Source organism: Stenotrophomonas sp. YJH_SMC_82 (genome assembly GCF_059368875.1).
The window spans coordinates 169972-188887 of sequence record NZ_JCAFSE010000005.1; the positions used below are offsets into that span (position 1 = coordinate 169972).

General features: G+C 67.7%; 14 protein-coding genes. 8 read left to right on the top strand and 6 right to left on the bottom strand.

Translation table 11 applies throughout. The annotated features are described in order from the left end of the window. Positions 1 to 20 precede the first annotated feature (20 nt). The gene (locus AC5P53_RS18315; protein WP_029380125.1) at positions 21 to 452 is read left to right on the top strand and encodes a YkgJ family cysteine cluster protein; all 432 of its coding nucleotides are present in this window, start codon (positions 21 to 23) and stop codon (positions 450 to 452) included. Between the two features lie 111 nt (positions 453 to 563). Here the strand turns inward: AC5P53_RS18315 and AC5P53_RS18320 are convergent, their stop codons facing one another. The 4 genes from AC5P53_RS18320 to AC5P53_RS18335 all read right to left on the bottom strand — a co-directional run bounded on the left by AC5P53_RS18320 (position 564) and on the right by AC5P53_RS18335 (position 6096). Then, the gene (locus AC5P53_RS18320) at positions 564 to 1454 is read right to left on the bottom strand and encodes an alpha/beta fold hydrolase (RefSeq protein ID WP_049405193.1); all 891 of its coding nucleotides are present in this window, start codon (positions 1452 to 1454) and stop codon (positions 564 to 566) included. Positions 1455 to 1594: 140 nt separating this feature from the next. Beyond that, a complete protein-coding gene (locus AC5P53_RS18325) occupies positions 1595 to 2611 on the bottom strand; it encodes a 3-oxoacyl-ACP synthase III (RefSeq protein ID WP_014035559.1) in 1017 nt (338 codons plus the stop codon). Positions 2612 to 2714: 103 nt separating this feature from the next. Beyond that, positions 2715 to 3032 (bottom strand): DUF4156 domain-containing protein, encoded by a 318-nt coding sequence (locus AC5P53_RS18330; protein ID WP_005407628.1) that lies wholly within the window; start codon positions 3030 to 3032, stop codon positions 2715 to 2717. Positions 3033 to 3246: 214 nt separating this feature from the next. Then, positions 3247 to 6096 (bottom strand): M16 family metallopeptidase, encoded by a 2850-nt coding sequence (locus AC5P53_RS18335; RefSeq protein WP_126411591.1) that lies wholly within the window; start codon positions 6094 to 6096, stop codon positions 3247 to 3249. Positions 6097 to 6512: 416 nt separating this feature from the next. Between AC5P53_RS18335 and AC5P53_RS18340 the strand changes: the two genes are divergently transcribed. Together AC5P53_RS18340 and AC5P53_RS18345 are read left to right on the top strand one after the other, a co-directional pair. Further along, positions 6513 to 6989: an XAC0231 family protein gene (locus tag AC5P53_RS18340; protein WP_014645542.1), complete on the top strand. Its 477-nt coding sequence runs from the start codon at positions 6513 to 6515 to the stop codon at positions 6987 to 6989. 69 nt (positions 6990 to 7058) lie between these two features. Beyond that, complete coding sequence (locus AC5P53_RS18345; protein ID WP_014645541.1) at positions 7059 to 7538, top strand: tRNA (cytidine(34)-2'-O)-methyltransferase; 480 nt, start codon at positions 7059 to 7061, stop codon at positions 7536 to 7538. Between the two features lie 203 nt (positions 7539 to 7741). Here the strand turns inward: AC5P53_RS18345 and AC5P53_RS18350 are convergent, their stop codons facing one another. Continuing rightward, positions 7742 to 8905: an acyl-CoA dehydrogenase family protein gene (locus tag AC5P53_RS18350; protein WP_046427898.1), complete on the bottom strand. Its 1164-nt coding sequence runs from the start codon at positions 8903 to 8905 to the stop codon at positions 7742 to 7744. A gap of 257 nt (positions 8906 to 9162) precedes the next feature. Between AC5P53_RS18350 and AC5P53_RS18355 the strand changes: the two genes are divergently transcribed. Together AC5P53_RS18355 and AC5P53_RS18360 are read left to right on the top strand one after the other, a co-directional pair. Continuing rightward, positions 9163 to 10839: an electron transfer flavoprotein-ubiquinone oxidoreductase gene (locus AC5P53_RS18355; RefSeq protein WP_041862952.1), complete on the top strand. Its 1677-nt coding sequence runs from the start codon at positions 9163 to 9165 to the stop codon at positions 10837 to 10839. A 65-nt stretch (positions 10840 to 10904) separates the two neighbouring features. Beyond that, positions 10905 to 11306, top strand: a complete 402-nt coding sequence (locus AC5P53_RS18360; RefSeq protein ID WP_014645538.1) for a c-type cytochrome — start codon at positions 10905 to 10907, stop codon at positions 11304 to 11306. On the opposite strand, the gene AC5P53_RS18365 is transcribed toward AC5P53_RS18360, so the two are convergent. Further along, the gene (locus AC5P53_RS18365) at positions 11300 to 14899 is read right to left on the bottom strand and encodes an ATP-binding protein (RefSeq protein WP_241887715.1); all 3600 of its coding nucleotides are present in this window, start codon (positions 14897 to 14899) and stop codon (positions 11300 to 11302) included. The two genes, AC5P53_RS18360 and AC5P53_RS18365, sit on opposite strands and share 7 nt — an antisense overlap. 75 nt (positions 14900 to 14974) lie before the next feature. Here AC5P53_RS18365 and AC5P53_RS18370 point away from each other — a divergent pair, with 75 nt between their 5' ends. The 3 genes from AC5P53_RS18370 to AC5P53_RS18380 all read left to right on the top strand — a co-directional run bounded on the left by AC5P53_RS18370 (position 14975) and on the right by AC5P53_RS18380 (position 18861). After that, positions 14975 to 15613 (top strand): response regulator, encoded by a 639-nt coding sequence (locus tag AC5P53_RS18370; RefSeq protein ID WP_014035550.1) that lies wholly within the window; start codon positions 14975 to 14977, stop codon positions 15611 to 15613. Between the two features lie 376 nt (positions 15614 to 15989). Next, positions 15990 to 16760 carry a hypothetical protein gene (locus AC5P53_RS18375; RefSeq protein WP_014645535.1) on the top strand — a complete coding sequence of 257 codons (771 nt, stop codon included), beginning with the start codon at positions 15990 to 15992 and terminating at the stop codon, positions 16758 to 16760. A 112-nt stretch (positions 16761 to 16872) separates the two neighbouring features. Next, on the top strand, positions 16873 to 18861 hold the full coding sequence (locus tag AC5P53_RS18380) for a peptidoglycan-binding protein (protein ID WP_032959398.1): 1989 nt from the start codon (positions 16873 to 16875) through the stop codon (positions 18859 to 18861). Positions 18862 to 18916: the final 55 nt, after the last annotated feature.

The following is an 18916-nucleotide window of genomic DNA, read 5'->3' on the forward strand; positions in this document are numbered from 1 at the left end:
CCGCCCGAGGCGGCTTGCCCATGCAACATCCCTGCATGACCTGCGGCGCCTGCTGCACCCAATACCGCGTGGCCTTCCACTGGATGGAATCGGACGAGGTCACCCCCGGCGGCGTGCCGCACCAGCTGACCGAGGTGCTGGACCCGCACCGCCTGTGCATGCGCGGCACCCACTCCAAGCCGGTGCGCTGCGTGGCGCTGGACGCGCAGATCGGCGTGTACTCACGCTGCACCATCCACCCCAACCGGCCCAGCGTGTGCCGTGAGGTGGATGCATCGTGGGAGTACGGCAAGGCCAGCCCGCAGTGCGACAAGGCACGCATCGCCTATGGCCTGGACCCGCTGACGCTGGCCGACTGGCGCTGGCGCGATGATGCCGATAATGACGACGATCACCCGGACGACAACGGCAACAGCCCGTCCTCACCGCCGCAGGCACCGGTCGCGGCGTAGTAGTGCCGGCCGCTGGCCGGCAACCTCATGAACCCTTCGGGTGTGCCGACCAACGGTCGGCACCCACCGGAAGAGGAAGGGGTGGGTGCCGACCGTTGGTCGGCACACCGATCAGATCGGGTTGGCGTCCAGGAACGCGCGGATCTCCGGCACCAGCACTTCGTGCTTGTCTTCCAGCACGTAGTGCCCGGCGTCCTCGAAGGCATGCACCTGGGCCTGCGGCAACGCGGCCTGGAAGCCCTTCAGGAAGTGGTGGTCGAACACGAAGTCGCGCAGGCCCCAGCCGAGGAAGGCCGGTCGGTCGGCGAACGACGGCAGCGCCTTGCCGGCCCGCTCCAGCAGCGACCAGGCCTTGTCGGCCGGCGACAGCGGGATGTCCTGCATGAAACGGATGGTGCTGATGCGGTTGGCCCAGCTGTTGTACGGCGACACGTAGGCGCGGCGCACGTCGGCCGGCATCTTCCGCTCCACGCCCAGCCACGAGGCACCGGACGAGAACGCATTGAAGCTGCGGATGATCCACTCGCCGATCTTCCAGTGGCGGCCCAGCGCGATCTGCCACGGCATCGTCTTCGCCGCCGGCATCGGGAACGCGGCGGTATTGAGCACCACCAGGCGCTTGACCTGGTCGTGGTGCGACAGCGCCCAGCCGAAACCGATCATGCCGCCCCAGTCGTGCACCGCCAGGGTCACCGGGCCGGTGATGCCCAGGTGCTTCAGCAGCGCATCGAGGTCGTCAACGCGCGACTGCAGCGTGTACTCGTAGCGGCTGTCATCGGGCTTGTCCGACAGGCCCATGCCGATGTGGTCCGGCACGATGCAGCGGTATGTGTCCGACAGGCCGGCCACCAGCGTGCGCCAGTAATAGCTCCACGACGGGTTGCCATGCACCATCACCACCACTTCGCCATCGCGCGGGCCTTCGTCGAGATAGTTCATCGACAGGCCGGGGCGAACCTCGAAGCGCTGCGGGTGGGCGGGGTAACCGGGAAGATCGCGCATGCGGAGCACCTAGGGAGAGTCGCGGCGCAATGTGGAGCCGAACCGATGCTCGGCTGCTCTCCGGTCCGCTGCGGAAGAGCCGCGCTGCGCGCGTGAGCCGAGCATGGCTCGGCTCTACAGGAGGTCGGGCAGCGGGCTGCTTACCAGACCACTTCGGCCATCGAGCAGTTCAGGCCGGAACCAATGCCCAGAAGTGCAATGCGATCGCCCTTCTTCAGCTTGCCCAGCTGCTTGAGCTTGCTCAGCACGATCGGCACCGAGGCCGGGCCGATGTTGCCGTGCTCGCCGAAGATGGTCATGACCTTCTTCGGGTCGATGCCGAAGTTCTTGATGAACGCAGCGGTGTGCGGCTGGCTGACCTGATGGATCACGAACTGGTCCAGCTCTTCCACGGCCCAGCCCAAGGCGATCTTGGCGGCGGTGAAGGTCTTCTGGGCCAGCTTGATGCCTTCGATCAGCAGCAGGCGGGTATCGGTGACCATGCGGTCCAGATTGCCCAGGCACAGCTGGTTCCACTCGGTGGCCGAACGGGTCACGCCACCCTTGTAGCGGGGTGCATCCGGCACCAGTTCCGAGCGCGCCATCACCATCGCGGCGGCGCCCGAACCGGTGGTCAGGGCGGCCAGCTCGTTGCGGAAGTCGTCGGCGGTGACGTCCGGGGCGGTCATGCGCTCCAGGGTCTTCTCGTACACCAGGTTGGCGGTCTCGCCATCCACCACCAGCGCGTAGTCGATGTCGCCACGCTCGATCATGCGCGCCGCGATATCCATGCCGTTGATGAAGGCCAGGCAGGCATTGGCGACGTCGAAGGTCATGCACTCGTCGCTGACGCCGAGGTTGCCCGACACGATCGAGGCGGTGGACGGCTCCAGGTAGTCGCGGCTGACCGAGGTGTTGACCAGCAGGCCGACCTGCGTCGCATCGATGCCTGCGTCTTCCAGCGCCTTGCGGCCGGCCATGGTGGCGGCATCGGACGCCAGCACGCCGTTGTCCCACAGGCGGCGGGCATGGATGCCGGCGATATCGCCGAGCACGTCGGTGCGGATACCGAGGCGATCCAACGTCGGCTGCAGCCGCTCGTTGATTTCCTTGGTCGTCAGCGTATGCGGCGCATCAACGTGTGCCAGGCCGGCGATCGAGACATTCTTGAAGAGCATCGAGGTTAGCGCCAAGGCTCAGGCAAAAGGGGGCGCTATTCTATAACCCCCGGGGCCTTCACCGCATCTTTACGAATTCAGGCTTGGCCGTATGGTGAAGCGTTCAGCGCGGCGGGCACTGGAACGCGGCGAACCGCTGGCTGCCATCGGCGGGCGCGGCGGCGGCCTGTACGGCGTTGGCGCCGGCACTCGGGGCCTCGTTGCGGGCCAGGGTTTCCAGCTCTTCCTGCACGCGCAGCGGGTTGCGGTTGTAGAAGCCGACCTTGCTCTTCACGGTGACCACCACCTCGCCCTTGGCGATGCAGCCGGCCGGAACCGGACCTGCCGGCAACACGCGGGTCGCCTTGCCGGCCGGTTCGATCGGCACCCAGGTACAGGCAGTGACGGTGAGCAGCAGAGAGGAAAGCAGCAGAACGCGCATGGGCAGATCCTGGAAGGGTATGGGGCGATTCTGCCTGAACAGCCTGAATCGGGGGTAGCCGGGGCCGGGGTCAGAGCCTCCTGCGGGGGATCCGACCCCAGGTCGGCGGAGGGGTCGGATCCCCCGCAGGGGGCTCCGACCCCTTAAGGGGTTGCCGGCCAGCGGCCGGCACTACCGGGGGAGCCGGGCCGCCACAGGCGGGCCGGGTCGTGCCTTATTTCTTGACCGGGTTGCCCTCGGCGTCGATCACCGTCACCTCGCCCAGGTTCAGCGCGCGCACGGCCGCTTCGGTCTGCTTGAGGTCACCCACCACCACCCAGGTCAGGGCCTGCGGCTTGATCTCGGCAGCGGCCTGCTGCACCTGCGCCGGGGTCATCGCTTCGATCTCGGCCTTGCGACGCAGCACATAGTCGTCCGGGCGCTTGAACTGCACGATCGAACCGATGGTCGCGGCCACGGCACTGGCGGTCTCGTAGGCACCGGGCAGGCTGAGGGTCTGGATGTTGCGGATGCGGTTGACTTCGGCAGCGGTGGCCGGCTTGCTGCCGTCGGCGAATGCGGCGATCTCCTTGCGCATTTCCGCCAGTGCCGGGCCGGTCTTGTCGATCTGCACCGGCGCACTGGCCATCCACGGGCGCTGGCCCACCGAACTGGTCGCGCTGCTGCGCGCGCCGTACGACCAGTGCTTGTCCTCGCGCAGGTTCATGTTCAGGCGCGAGGTGAAGTCGCCGCCGATCACGCCGTTGGCAATGTCGAAGCGGGTCGAACTGGCGGCGCTGGACGGCGCCACCACCTGGCCGGCGAACAGGTTGGCCTGCACCGCACCCGGCTGGTCGATCAGGAACACGCGCGGGCCCTTCGGCAGCGCGACATCGGTGGCCGCCTTCACCTGCGGCGCCTCGCCGGTCGCCTTCCAGTCACCCAGCTGCTTGTCCAGCAGCGGCACGATCTCGGCCAGGGTGGTGTCACCGACCACGATCAGGGTGCCATTCTGCGGGCGCAGCCAGTCGTGGTGGAAATCAACCAGATCTTCGCGGGTGAGGCCGTTGATCGCCGCCTCGTCGCCGCTGCCGGTGAACGGGATGGCGTACGGGTGGCCCTTGCCGTACAGCAGCGGCGGCAGCACGCGCATGGCCACTGCACCCGGGTTCACCTTCTCCTGCTGGATGCCGGCGATCCAGGTCGCCTTGACCCGGTCGATCTCGCCCTGCTCGAAACGCGGTTCGCGCAGCAGGTCGCGGTACAGCGCCAGCGACGGTGCCAGGTTTTCCTTCAGCGCCGACAGGTCCACGCTCATCGAGTCCAGGCCGGCCGAGGCATCCAGGCTGGCGCCCAGTGCGTCGGCGGCGTCGGCGAAGGCCAGCGAACCGAGCTTGCCGGCGCCTTCGGTCATCAGGCTCATGGTGAAGTTGGCGGTGCCGGGCTTGCGGCCCTGGTCGGCGCTGAAGCCGCCCGGGAACTGGTAGCTGAACTGCACCACCGGAATCTCGTGGCGTTCGGCCAGGATCACCTGGGTGCCGTTCTTCAGCGTGGCGCGCTGCAGTGCCGGGAACTTCAGCTGCGGGAACTCGCGGGTCTGCGGCACGCCGGCCTTGCGGTCCACCTGTTCCGGCAGGGTGCTGTACTTCGGGTCCACCGCCGGCACGGTGAACGGCTTCGGCGTCTGGCTCGGTTCTTCCTTCAGCGCCACGCGCTCACCCGGTGCGATCACCAGGGTGTGGCTGCCCTTGTCCAGCCACTCTGCGCCCAGGCGGCTCAGATCGGCGGCACTGGCCTTCTCGATGTTGGCCAGCGAGGTGCGGAAGCAACCCGGGTCGCCGGTGAACACCGCGCACTCGGCCAGCGCATCGGCCTTGCCGCCGAAGCCACCGATGCGCTCGATGCCACGGATGAAGCCGGCACGGGCGCCGGTCTTGGCGCGCTCCAGCTCGGCCGCGGTCGGGCCCTGCTTGATCAGGCGGTCCAGTTCCTCGTCGATGATCTTCTCGACCTTGGCCGGGTCCTGGCCCTGCTTGACGGTCGCCACGATCACGAAGTTGGAGCCCAGCTGCGACGTCGACAGGCCCGAGCCGATGCTGTCCACCAGCTTGTCCTGGTGCTGCAGGCGCTGGCTCAGGCGTGAGGACTTGGCGCCGCCCAGCACTTCGGAGAACAGCTGCAACTGGTCGATGTCGGCGGTGCCGACCTGCGGCACGTTCCAGGCGCGGTAGATGCGCGCCTGCGGCACCTTGTCGGTCATCGTCTCGCGGGTATCGGCACTGCGCTTGGCCACGTTCACCGCCGGCTGCGCCATGGTCGGGCCAGCGGGGATGCTGCCGAAGTACCTGGCGACCTTCTCCTTGGCGGTGGCCAGATCGATGTCGCCGGCCAGCACCAGCACCGCGTTGTTCGGGCCATACCAGGTGCGGAACCAGGTCTTCACGTCATCCAGCGAGGCCGCGTTGAGATCGTTCATCGAGCCGATCACGCCGTGGTGGTACGGGTGGCCAACCGGATACAGCGCCTTGTTGATCTGGTCCCAGGCCTGGCCGTAGGGCTGGTTCTCGCCCTGGCGCTTCTCGTTCTGCACCACGCCGCGCTGCTCGTCCAGCGCAGCCTGGTCGATCGCACCGACCAGATGGCCCATGCGGTCCGACTCCATCCACAGCGCCATGTCCAGCGCGGTGGTCGGCACGTTCTCGAAGTAGTTGGTGCGATCGGTGTTGGTGGTGCCGTTCTGGCCGGTGGCACCGACCTGCTTGAACGGTTCGAAGAATTCGCCGTCGTGGTTCTCGCTGCCCTGGAACATCAGGTGCTCGAACAGGTGCGCGAAGCCGGTGCGGCCGGCCGGCTCATCCTTGCTGCCCACGTGGTACCAGACGTTGACCGCGACGATCGGCGCCTTGCGATCGGTATGCACGATCACGCGCAGGCCGTTGGGCAGGGTGAACTGCTCGTACGGGATATCGACCTTGGCCGGTGCCGTCGGCCTGGCGGCAAGCGCGGAGGTGGGCGCAAGCGTGCCCAGGGCGGTGCTGAGGGCGACGGCCAGCAATGCGGCGCGCGGGCGAAGGGCGAGAGACATATCCGGATCCTTGGTCACATAGGTGAATCCCGATCCTAGCCTGCGCAGGCAACGGCAGGAATCGGTCGCCAGTCACTGGGGGTGTTTGCCCTGAAGGCCATCCGGCCCGGCCCCAGCCGGGGGGCGTGAACCGTCACATGTGCCGGCTGAAGGCGTCCGGACAGTGTCCGCGGCATATCGAATGGACAGGTGTCCGCCCACCGGACACTTTTCGATTGATAAAAAACCCTTGTAAATCAATGAATAAAAGTTGGCACGGGGATTGCTTGGTACTTCCTGCGCCAGGAAGGGCTTCAGACTCAAGCTGACTGAAGACTGAACAAATGCAGGAAATCGAAAATTCTTCTTGCATCCCCAGAATTGGTGTACTACCTTACTACCACACCACTGATCACCAACACTAAACAGGCCCCGTCATGAACGCCAAGACCATTGCCATCGCCATCGCCCTGATCGCCGGCACCGCGGTTGTTTCGTCGGTGCAGGCCTCCGAATCCATCAAGACCCTGGCCACCGTGCAGGTTCGCCCGGCGGCCGACCAGCTGGCCCAGCAGGCCTGGGAACAGGCCAGCGGCATCCCGACCCTGGCCACCGTGGAAGTGCGCCCGAGCGCCGACCAGCTGGCCGAGCGCAACGGCTACGTCGCCGCCCCGGTCGCCGCCGCGATGCCGATCACCACCCTGGCCTCGGTGGAAGTGCGCCCGAGCCTGGAACAGCGCGTCGCCCTGGCCGCCGAACTGGAAGCCCAGCGCTACGCCGCCACCCTGGCTGCCGCTGCCACCAGCGTCGCCAACCAGGTGATCGTCAACCTGCCGGCCCTGCAGGTGCGTCCGAGCGCTGCAGACCTGCAGGCCCTGGCCACCGAAACCGCCCAGGTCCTGCTGCGCCCGTAAGCGGTGCCGCCCTGCCCAGCGCAGGGCGTGCGCCGTAGAGGCGGCCGCCGTCGCAGGTACACTGCGCCGATGAATGCCGCGCCCCAGTTCCACGTAATCCTGTTCCAACCGGAAATCCCGCCCAACACGGGCAATGTGATCCGGCTCTGCGCCAACACCGGCGCGCAGCTGCACCTGGTCGAGCCGCTCGGCTTCGCACTGGAAGACAAGCAGCTCAAGCGCGCCGGCCTGGACTACCACGAGTACTCGCGCCTGCAGGTGCACCCCGACCTGGACACCGCGCTGGCGCGGATCGCACCGAAGCGGTTGTTCGCCCTGAGTACGCGTGCCAGCGTCCGCTACGACAGCGTGGCGTTCGAAGATGGCGATGCCTTCCTGTTCGGCCCGGAAAGCCGTGGCCTGCCGCAGGACGTGCTCGATGCGCTGCCGGATGGCCGCCGCCTGCGCCTGCCGATGCGGCCGGGCAACCGCAGCCTCAATCTTTCCAACACCGTTGCCGTGGTGATGTACGAGGCGTGGCGGCAGCATGGGTTTGCCGGCGGCGCGTAAACCGCTCCGGGGTGGCTGTGGATCGCTGCTGGTGGGTGTGACCTGCTTCTGGTGGGTGCGGACCTTGGTCCGCACTGTTCCCCGGTCTCGTGCCGAAGGGGTGTGCCAACCAAGGTTGGCACCTACCAAAGACAGGTCAAGGCGGCTGCAGAAACTTCTGGAAAGATGTGCCAACCAAGGTTGGCACCCACCGGAACCAGGTTTCAGAACGCGTTGATGCCGGTCAGTTCGCGGCCGATCACCAGCTGGTGCACGGTCTCGGTGCCTTCATAGGTGATCACCGATTCCAGGTTCAGTGCATGCCGGATCGCCACGTGTTCGGTGGTGATGCCGGCCCCACCCAGCAGATCGCGACATTCGCGGGCGATGTCGATGGCCATGCGGCAGTTGTTCCATTTGGCCAGGCTGACCTGCTGCGGCTGCAGCTGCCCGGCTTCCTTCAGGCGGCCCAGCTGCAGCGCCAGCAGCTGCGCGGTGGTGATGCGGCGGGCCATTTCGGCCAGCTTGATCTGCGCGCTCTGGGTGGCCGCCAGCGGGCGGCCGAACAGCACGCGCTCCTTGGCATAGCCCAGCGCTTCATCCAGGCAGGCAACGGCGGCACCGATCGGGCCCCAGCTGATGCCGTAACGGGCCTGGGTCAGGCAGCCCAGCGGCCCCTTCAGGCCCTTCACGTTCGGCAGGCGGTGGCTGTCGGGCACGCGCACGTCATCGAAGAACAGCGCGCCGGTCAGCGACGCGCGCAGGCTCATCTTGTGCTTGATCTCCTGCGTGGTGAAGCCGGCCATGCCCTTCTCCAGCACGAAGCCCTGGATGCCGTCCTCGGTCTGCGCCCAGACGATGGCCAGGTCGGCCACCGGGCCGCTGGTGATCCACATCTTGCTGCCGCTGATGCGCCAGTCGCTGCCGTCGCGCACCGCGCGGGTCTTCATGCTGGCCGGATCGGAACCGCCATGCGCCTCGGTCAGGCCAAAGCAGCCGATCAGCTCGCCGCGTGCCATCGCCGGCAGCCACTGCTGGCGCTGTTCCTCGCTGCCGTAGGCATAGATCGGGTACATGCACAGCGAGCTCTGCACCGAGACGAAGCTGCGCAGGCCCGAATCGCCGCGCTCCAGCTCCTGGCAGATCAGGCCGTAGCTGACCGCACCCAGATCACCGCCGCCGTATTCGGCCGGCAGGGTGGCGCCCAGCAGGCCCAGCGAGGCGATCTCCGGCACCAGTTCAGAGGGGAAACGGGCCTGGTCGAAGGCATCGCCGATGATCGGCAGCACGCGCTCGTTGGTGAAGCGGGCGACGCTCTCCTGCACCGCGCGCTCTTCCTCATTGAGCAGGGAACGGACATCGAACAGATCGTACGGATGCAAAGCCATGGCACTCACGCGCAGTCAGGACCCGGCCATTGTCGGTCATCCGGGCAGAGCGTGCCGACCAGGGTCGGCACCCACCCGGGCCGCAGCCTTACGCTGCACCGCAGCAATCGTGACGTGAACATCGGCGATCTAGCTCGATCACGCGCGGCCCGGTACCCTGACACATTCAAACAACCGTTTCGCTCGTGGCTGCACGCGCGATTCCCAGGCACCGCCGGTGGCCCCGATGCCGGCCCTACCCACGAGTCATGCAATCGATGAGCGCTGAAGCCAACGCCCTGCCCCCGCGTGAAGTAATGGAATTCGACGTGGTGATCGTCGGCGCCGGCCCCGCCGGCCTGGCCACCGCGATCCGCCTGCGCCAGCGCGCGATCGAAGCCGGCCGCGAGTTGTCGGTGTGCGTGCTGGAGAAGGGGTCCGAACCAGGCGCGCACGTGCTGTCTGGTGCGGTGATGGATCCGCGCGCGCTGACCGAGCTGTTCCCGGACTGGGCCGAGCGCGGCGCACCGCTGAAGCAGAAGGTCACCCGTGACGAATTCCTGTTCCTCAGCGAAACCGGCGCGCGCAGCACGCCCAACGCGCTGCTGCCGGAGTGCTTCCACAACGAAGGCAACTACATCATCAGCCTGGGCGAAGTGACCCGCTGGCTGGCGCAGCAGGCCGAGGCGCTGGAAGTGGCGATCTTCCCCGGCTTCGCCGCAGCCGAGGTGCTGTACGGCGACAACGGTGAAGTGATCGGCGTGGCCACCGGCGACATGGGTATCGAGAAGGATGGCAGCATCGGCCCGGCGTTCGAGCGCGGCATGGCGCTGCAGGCGAAATACACGATCTTCGCCGAAGGCGCGCGCGGCCATCTCGGCCGCCAGTTGATCGCGCGTTACACGCTGGACGAAGGCAAGGACCCGCAGGCCTACGGCATCGGCATCAAGGAGCTGTGGCAGATCGACCCGTCCCGGCATGAGCCGGGTCTGGTGGTTCACGCCGCCGGCTGGCCGCTGGACAGCGACACCTACGGCGGCGCGTTCCTGTACCACGCCGACGGCGGCAAGGTCGCCATCGGCTACGTGGTCGGCCTGGACTACAGGAACCCGTGGCTGAGCCCATTCGAAGAGTTCCAGCGCTTCAAGACCCATCCGTCCATCCGCAAGCATCTGGAAGGCGGTACCCGCATCGGTTACGGCGCGCGTGCGATCACCGCCGGTGGCCTGCTGTCGCTGCCGAAGACGGTGTTCCCGGGCGGTGCACTGGTCGGCTGCGAGGCCGGCTACCTCAACGCCAGCCGCATCAAGGGCAGCCATGCCGCGATCAAGACCGGCATGCTGTGCGCCGACGCCGCGTTCGACGCGCTGGCCGCCGACCGCCAGCACGATGAACTGAGCGCCTACCCGAAGGCGTTCGAAGCCAGCTGGCTGTTCACCGAACTGCAGCAGGCCAAGAACTTCAAGCAGTGGTTCAAGAAGGGCCAGACCGTGGCCACGCTGATGACCGGCGTCGAGCAGTGGCTGCTGCCGAAGCTGGGCGTGCGCAACCCGCCGTGGACCCTGCACCGCACGCAGCCGGATCATGCCTGCCTGGAACCGGCCGCCAAGCACACCCGCATCGCCTACCCGAAGCCGGATGGGGTGCTGACCTTCGACCGCCTCAGCTCGGTGTTCCTGAGCAGCACCAACCACGACGAGAACCAGCCCAGCCACCTGACGCTGAAGGACCCCAGCATTCCGGTGAAGGTGAACCTGGCCGAGTACGCAGGCCCGGAAGCCCGCTATTGCCCGGCCGGTGTGTACGAGTTCGTTGGCGAAGCCGACAACGCGCGCCTGCAGATCAACGCGCAGAACTGCGTGCACTGCAAGACCTGCGACATCAAGGATCCGACCCAGAACATCGTCTGGGTGACCCCGCAGGGCGGCGGCGGCCCGAACTACTCGGGCATGTGATCGCCCCGGGCTGCGACCGTGTGTCGCAGCCCGACCGCTCCACCGCACCGCTATCCTGCCCACCCATGCGTGCCTGCCGCCTGCTCACCGCCGTTGCCGTGGCCCTGCTTGCCACGGCCTGCCAGCGCCCGCCCGCGGTGCCGGCCACGCCCGAACAGGCCCGGCAGCAGGCCATGCAGCGCGCGTTCGAACTGTGTGCCGGCTGCCACACCGTGCAGCCCGGTGGCATCCACCGCTTCGGACCCAACCTGCACGGCGTGATCGGCCGCCGCGCCGGCAGCCTGCCCGACTATGGGTATTCCGACGGCATGCGCCGCGCCGACATCACCTGGACCGCACAGACGCTGGATACCTTCCTGCAGTCACCCACGCACCTGGTGCCGGGCACCCGCATGTACAACGCCTTCCCCAGCGCAGAACGCCGCGCCCTGGTGATCGCCTACCTGCAGCAGCAGTCGGCTCAGTGAGCCAGGCGCTGCAGCTGTTGCTGCAGCCGCGCCACGAACGTCGTTACGGTGGCGAACAACGGCGCCGTATCGGCCTCTGCCGCATCCTGCAGGCGCTCGACCAGGGCATTGGCCTGCTGGGCCAGTGCCGTGGCCCCGATCGCCCCGAGCCCGCCGGCCTGGCGATGCAGGTGCAGCGCCGCAGCCTGGCGGTCGCCAGCCTGCACGGCGCGCTGCACGGCGGCCAGGTCACCCTCGCTGGCCTGCAACAGGCTGTCGCGCAGCTGCTCGGCCACCACGCGCGAGCCGAAGCGCTGCTGCAGGGTGGCCAGATCAGGCAATGCTTCACCGTCGTCGGCGGCAACCTCCGGCACCGGCACCTCGAACGACTGGCCCTGGGCCTGCGGCAGCCAGCGCAGCAGCGCCGCACGCAGCGTGGCCAGCGACAGCGGCTTGGCCAGTACCTCGTCCATGCCGGCCTCCCGGCAGCGGCGCGCATCGTCGTCCAGCACGCTGGCGGTCAGCGCCAGCACCGTCAGCCGCGGCTGGCCGGTACGGCCCTCGCGTTCGCGCAGCAGGCGGGTGAAGCCAAATCCATCGAGTACCGGCATGCGGCAGTCGGTGATCACCAGGTCGAAGCTCTCCGACGACAGGCGATCCAGCGCCTGCTGGCCATCGCCCAGCAGCACATGGGGCACGCCCAGCTGCTGCAGCCGCCACGCCATCATCGCCTGGTTGGTCGGGTGGTCCTCGATCACCAGCACCCGCGCCTGGCGCAGCGCGGCGGGCAGCAGCGCGGACTGGTCCTGCTCGGCCAGCAGTGCCGCCGCGTCCTCGCTGCCGGCCTCCACCAGCGATACCCGCACTTCGGCGCGGGTTCCTTCGCCCAGCGTGCTGTGCAGGGTCAATTCGCCCTGCATCATCTGCACCAGTCGCTGGCAGATGCTCAAGCCCAGGCCAGTGCCGCCGTGGTCACGCTGGATGTAGGCACCGGCCTGCGTAAAGGGCGCGAACAGGTGCTGCAGTTGTTCCGGTGCGATGCCGATGCCGGTGTCGGTAACGCTCAGGCACAGCGGTTGCACGCCGTCTTCGCTGGTCGGCCCCAGCACCTCCAGCTGCAGGCGCACCTCGCCCTGTGCGGTGAACTTGATGGCATTGCTGAGCAGGTTGAACACGATCTGACGCAGCCGCACGCCGTCCACTTCGTGGGCCGGCGCCAGCTCGGGATCGATCTGCACGTGCAGCGCCAGGCCACGCGCGCTGGCCTGGGCCGACAGCAGGCGGCACACGCTCTCCAGCAGGGGCCGCAGCGGTTGCGGCACCGGTTCCAGGCGCAACGCCCCTGCTTCCAGCCGCGAGTAATCGAGGATGTCATCGAGGATCTGCCGCAGCATCTGGGCCGAATCCTCGATAACGCCGAGGATGCGCTGCTGTTCGCTGTCCAGCGGTGAGTGCGCCAGCACCTCCAGCATCCCCAGCACGCCACTCATCGGCGTGCGGATCTCATGGCTCATCGTGGCCAGGAAGCGCGATTTGGCCTCGGCGGCCTGCTCGGCGTCCGCCTTCGCCGCCGCCAGGGCATCGGCCTGCATCCGCGCTTCGCTCACGTCCACCCAGTAACCGCTCCAGATCACCGCGCCCTCTTCGGCGGCATAGGGGTGGGCCTGGCTGCGCACCCAGCGCACGCCCTCCCCATCGCTGCGCAGGCGGAACTCCAGGATCAATGGGGCGAACTGGCGCGCGGCCTGCTCGATGGAGTGCAGGATGTGCGCGCGGTCCTCTTCCTCGATGCGTTCCAGCAACACCCTCGCATCCTGTTCGGCCTGCTGCCGTGTAATGCCGAACAACGCAGGCAGGTCACCGGCGATGAACGGGAAGCTGAGCGTGCCATCGGCGTCGCGACGCGCCTGATAGACCACTGCAGGCAGGTTGTCGGTCACCTCGGCCAGACGCTGCTCCAGCTGGCGACGTCCTGCCACCTCGCGGCGCAGCCGCCAATGGCCGACGCCATGTACCAGCAGCGCGGTCAGCAGCACCAGCAGCACCGGCACGCCCCACCGCAGCACCTTGTTCCAGTCGACACCGTTGCGGTACTCCACCCCCAGCCAGGCATTGCGCAGGGCCTCGCGCTTGCGTGGGGTCATCTGCAGCAGCAGGCGATCGAAGGTGGTAGCCAGTGCCGCGTGGCGGCGGTCCACAGCCAGCACCAGCTGGTCGTTGAAGCCGGCCGGTGCCGCCACCTGCAGCCGCCCCGGGAAACGGCTGCGCAGCAGGTGATCGACCACGGCAAGGTTGCCAATGTACGCATCGGCGTCGCCAGCGAGCAGGCGCTGCAGCGACTGTTCGGCGCTGCGTGCAGCGATGATCCGCGCCTGCGGTGCCTGCTGCAGCACGTAGCCGCGCACACGCTCCGGGTCGGACAGCAGCACGCGCTTGCCCTGCAGGTCAGCCAGGCCCAGCAGCGACTCGCCATCGCTCCTGACCACAATCACGTTCGGCACGCTGATGAAGGGCTGGCTGAACACCCAGTCCGGGCCCAGGTACCGTGAATCGACAGGAATGCCCATCACCGCCTGCAGCTCACCGCGGCGGGCCTTCTCGCGTACCTCGTACCAGTCGTGGCTGTCCTCGACCTGCAGGTTGGCACCGGCCTGCATCAGGCGCTGCAGGTATTCGCTGGCCAGCCCGCTGGGCCGGCCATCCTCGCCGGTGAACGACAGTGGCGCGGCATTCGGGGCGAAACCGATCTTCAACGGCTGCTCCAGCACGCGCTTCTCGGCCTGGCTCAGCGCCAGCTGCGCCGATGCCGACCAGTGCGGCGGTGGCAGCCATCGTTGTGCGAGGGCATCACGCTGGGCCTGGCTGGTGGCCGCCAGCGCCAGGTCCAGGGCTTCAGCCAGGGGTTGCTTGCTGTTGGGAATGCCGAAGTGCAGCCGTTCAGGGGGCAGGTCGCTGGGCCGCAACAGCGCCACGCCCTGCAGGCGCCGGCTGGCAATCAGCTCGGTGGCGACAAAGGCATTGCCGATGTAGACGTCGGCCTTGTCGTCTCTGACCATCTGCAATGCGCTCAACGTGTCGTTTACGACAAGCTGGCGGGCACGCGGGAATCGGGCGCGCACCTGCGGACCGGTCAGGAAATCCTGCTCGATCACCACCCGCAGACCCTCCAGGTCGGGCATGTCGGAGGCACGCAGGTCGTCCGGCCGGCCCACCAGGGCCAGCGGCGCTTCGCTGTAGGCCGCGGTATAGACCATGCAGCGGGTGCGGTCGGCACTGAGGCCGACATTCATCACCACGTCTATCTCGCCACGACATGCCGCATCCAGCACGGATGTCCAGTCCGGATAGCGGCGCGCCTCGACCTTCATGCCGAGCTGGCGTGCAAGATGCGACAGGTAGTCCGGTCCCAGACCGACCTGCTGGCCGTCACGGAGGGACTCGAAGGGCGGCCAACCGCTGTCATACTGCCCGACAACGATGGTCGGATGCGCCACCAGGTATTCGCGCTGCAACGGGCTGAGCGGCAGCAGCCCAGGGGCCGGCTGTGCCTGGGCCACGGGCAGGGCCAGCACCGCCAGCAGCAGGAGCAGCCCGCGAACAGCCCACCTACGCATCTGCGTCGATCTCCTAGAATCCTGCCAGGGACCGCGATGGTCGCGGCCCGGCGTGCCCGATGGCCATACTAGAGCATGAGCTTGCGCATCATCATCGCAGACGATCACCCGGTGGTCCGCATCGGTACCCGCGCCGTCATCGAGTCGAGCGGCGTGGGCCGCGTGGTCGGCGAGGCCGACAGCGCGCAGGCGCTGATGACCCTGCTCGCCAACCAGCCCTGTGACCTGCTGGTCACCGACTACTCCATGCCGGGCAGCCCGCAGGCCGATGGCTTCGCCATGATCGGCATGATCCGCCGCCGGCATCCGGACCTGCCGGTGCTGATGCTCAGCGTCTCCAGCAACCTGGCGATCCTGCGCATGGTGCTCGACAGTGGCGTGCTCGGTCTGGTCGACAAGAGTTCGTCAATGGACGAGCTGCCGCAGGCCATCCAGTCGGTGTACCGCGGCCAGCCCTACATCAGCCGCAGCCTGCGCGAGCGGGTGGACGCGGCCGGCAGCTGGCGCATGCGCGAGGGCGACGGCAAGCCGTTGTCACCACGCGAAGTGGAGGTGCTGCGACTGCTCGGCACCGGCATGACGGTGAAGGAGATTTCGCTGCAGCTGCACAAGAGCGTCAGCACCATCAGCCGGCAGAAGGGCGACGCCATGCTCAAGCTGGGGCTGAAGGGCGACGCCGAATTGTTCGACTACCTGCGTGACGGCAAGATCTGAGACGCACTTCACATCACAGACCCGGCTGCCGCCCCCCCTCTTTGACGGCCTGCGGATCTGTGCCAAGATGGACGGGCATGAGTTCTCAATGCGAGGTCGAAGGAATCGACCGGCTCATGTCCTCGCTCCCGTCCGTGGTGGATGGGGTGCGGCTTCCTGCCGGCCGTCTGGCCCGGCAACGCTGACCATGGAGAGGCGCATGCAGTCCCCCCCCGAGCTACGTTGGACCCTGCCGTTGCGGCCCCTGCGCGCATTCGCGGCGTGCCTGCTCGTCTCCCTTTCCGCTGCCGCCTGCAGCGCCGCCGATCCGGCCCCCTCGTCCTCCCGGCCTGCGCCTGCGCAGGCTGCCAAAGCGCCCCGACAGGATGTTGCCCCGATGCAGAACCCCTCTCCCGATGCCGCCGTCACCCCGCCGGACGCGCCGACCGTGATGTATTTCATCTACCAGGTCGATGGCGACGGTGCGACGTCCTATGAAGTCCAGAACGGCAGCGTGGCGACCTTCTGGTTCGGCCACCGCTTCACCCTGGACGGCACCACCTACTACACCGGTTTTTCCTGGGACACCCGCGAGCATTACGGCAAGCCGGGCGAACAGCAGCCGGCCGGCCCCGACGACCGCGCCAATCTGGCCGAGGCCACCTTCGTGCTGGCCGGCGGCGACGCGAAGAAGCCGTGGAAGTTCCGCGGCCAGGAATGGACCATCGGTGCACTCGGCGCCTACGACAAGGCCGACGACGTCGATACCCGGCGCAAGCCGATCGAACACCGCACCGCCGACGGCCGCCTGCTGCTGGCGGTGCCGACCAGCAGCTTCGACCGCGGCATCAGCAGCAGCGGCTACGCCCTGCTGCTGTTCAACCCCAAGCGCAGCGAGGACGACCTGGACAGCAAGGTCTGGCGCTACGTCGGCTCGGTGCGCACCGGCGAAGACAACAGCGCGGCCTGCGACGACGGCAACGTGATGCCGTGCACCGACAGCGATGGCGAACTGGCCTTCGTGGCCGATGGCAACGGCCTGCCGCAGCTGACCGTGACCTTCAAGGGCACCACCATCGAAGCCCCGGGCAAGACCCGCGCGCTGGGTGCCGGCGACACCGTGCACTACCGCTTCGACAGCAAGGCCCAGCAGTACATCGCGCCCTGATTTCCATCCGCCGCAGGCGGGTTACCTGTTGACCGACATGTTCTTGACTCACGGATGAGTCCGGTTGGCGATTCGCGGCATCGGCCGCTCCATCAACCCCGAGGAAAACGTCATGGCACAGCATGACTACAGCAAAAAGGAAGTCCTGGACATCGTCGAGCAGGTCGCCCGGCAGAAGGGCATCCCGGTCGATGACTTCATGCGCTTCGCGCACATCGAGACCGGCGGCACCTTCAACGAGCGCGCCCACAACACTTCGACCGGCGCCAAAGGCCTGTTCCAGTTCGTGCCCGGCTCGGCCCGCCAATACCACCTGACCGGCCACGAATTCGACCCGACCCGCAACACCGAAGCCGCCGCGCAGATGTACCAGGACAACCTGGGCTCGATGGCGCGCCGCAATGAGCGCACCGGCCACCCGTACCTGTCCGGCGGCGACACGCCGACCGGCCTGGACCTGTACCTGGCCCACCAGCAGGGCAGCGCCGGCTATGGCTCGGTGCAGACCGCGATCGCCACCGGCACCTTCGGCGTGGTCCGCAACGGCCATGGCGAAGAGATCAACATGCGCCGCAACGTGCTCAACCAGATCGGGTCCGATGCCAAGGCGCTGACCGGCCACACCCTGGCCGAAATGCGTGGCATGAACGACGGCGACCTGGCGCGGACCTTCTCCAGCTACTACATCCACAAGTACGCAGCGATCAGCATCCCGGAAAAGCACATCACGCCGCAGACCGTGGCACCGGGCCAGGCCCAGGCTCCAGGCACACCTGCGCAGACCGCCGCAGTGGGTGCCGCTGCGGCCACGCTGGCGGCGACCGCAACGGCTCCTGCTGCGCCGAAGCCGGGCATCGAACTGCACGCCGCGTACGACGCTGGCGTGAAGTACGACGATGTGAAGTACGCCATCAACATCCCGGGCCACGCGCTGTACGTGCCGGGCAAGACCGGCAAGAACGTGGACCAGGGCTACATCGATTGCTCCGGCTGGGTCGGCACCCTGCAGAACCGGACCATGGACGAGATCAACCAGAAGGCCGGGCACGCTGTCTTCAGCAAGGCCGACCGCATCGACCTGGGCAACCTCGGTTCCGGCGGCATCGTGCACAAGGCCGTCGAACAGTCCGGCGTGCTGCTCGAGCGCGACGCCATCCTCAAGCCCGGTGCGCTGAAGGAAGGCATGGTCATCGGCCTGGATACGGCCAGGACCCGCCACGAGCACTGGAATGGCATCGACCACATCGTGATGGTGGTGCGCGACCCGAACACCGACAAGCTGCTGATCAGCCAGTCCACCGGCAGCAAGGGCGTGCACACCATGCCGGTGGAGGATTACCTCAAGCAGGTGAAGGACCACCCGCACTGGAAGCTGTTCGCGTCGGACCCGTTGTCCAAGGCGCGCGACCTGCTGGAAAGCCGCACCCAATCGCATGAGCAGACCCAGGGCAAGCCTGCGGCCGAACACAAGGCCGCTGCCGCCCCGCACGCCGAGCTGTACAAGCCGGGCGCGCACAGCGAGGGCGTGCGCAAGGTGCAGGAGCAGCTGGGCCACCTCGGCTATGCCGGGGCCGACGGCAAGCCGCTGGCCGAGGACGGCCGCTTCGGCCGCAATACCGAAGCGGCGGTACGCCAGCTGCAGAAGGACAACGGGCTGGTTGCCGACGGCATCGTCGGTGCAAAGACGCTGGATGCGATCAAGGAGGCCCGCGAGCGCCCGCTGCTGAACGACGAGCGGCACCCGCGCAATCCGATGTACCTGCAGGCCACCGAAGGCCTGGAGCGGATGCCGGCGGGCACCTTCAAGGACCGCCACGCGCTGGAAAGCGCCGCAGCGGCCCTGACCAGGGAGGCGCATGCCGCCGGCCTGCAGCGCATCGACGCGGTGGTGCCCAGCCCGAACGGTGAGCGCCTGTTCGCCGTGCAGGGCACGGTCGGTGACCCGGCGGCCAGCCGCGTTGCGGTGGAAACCCGCACCGCCAGCGAGCAGAGCATGGCGCTCAGCAGCGGCGCGGTGCAGGGCGCGCCGAACGTGCTGCACCAGCAGCAGGACGCGCAGCAGGAACAGACCCGCCAGGCGCAGAAGGCCATGGGCGTCTGAGCCCGCAGCGCCTTGCAGACCGGGAGGGGCCGCGCCATGCGCGGCCCTTTCCCTT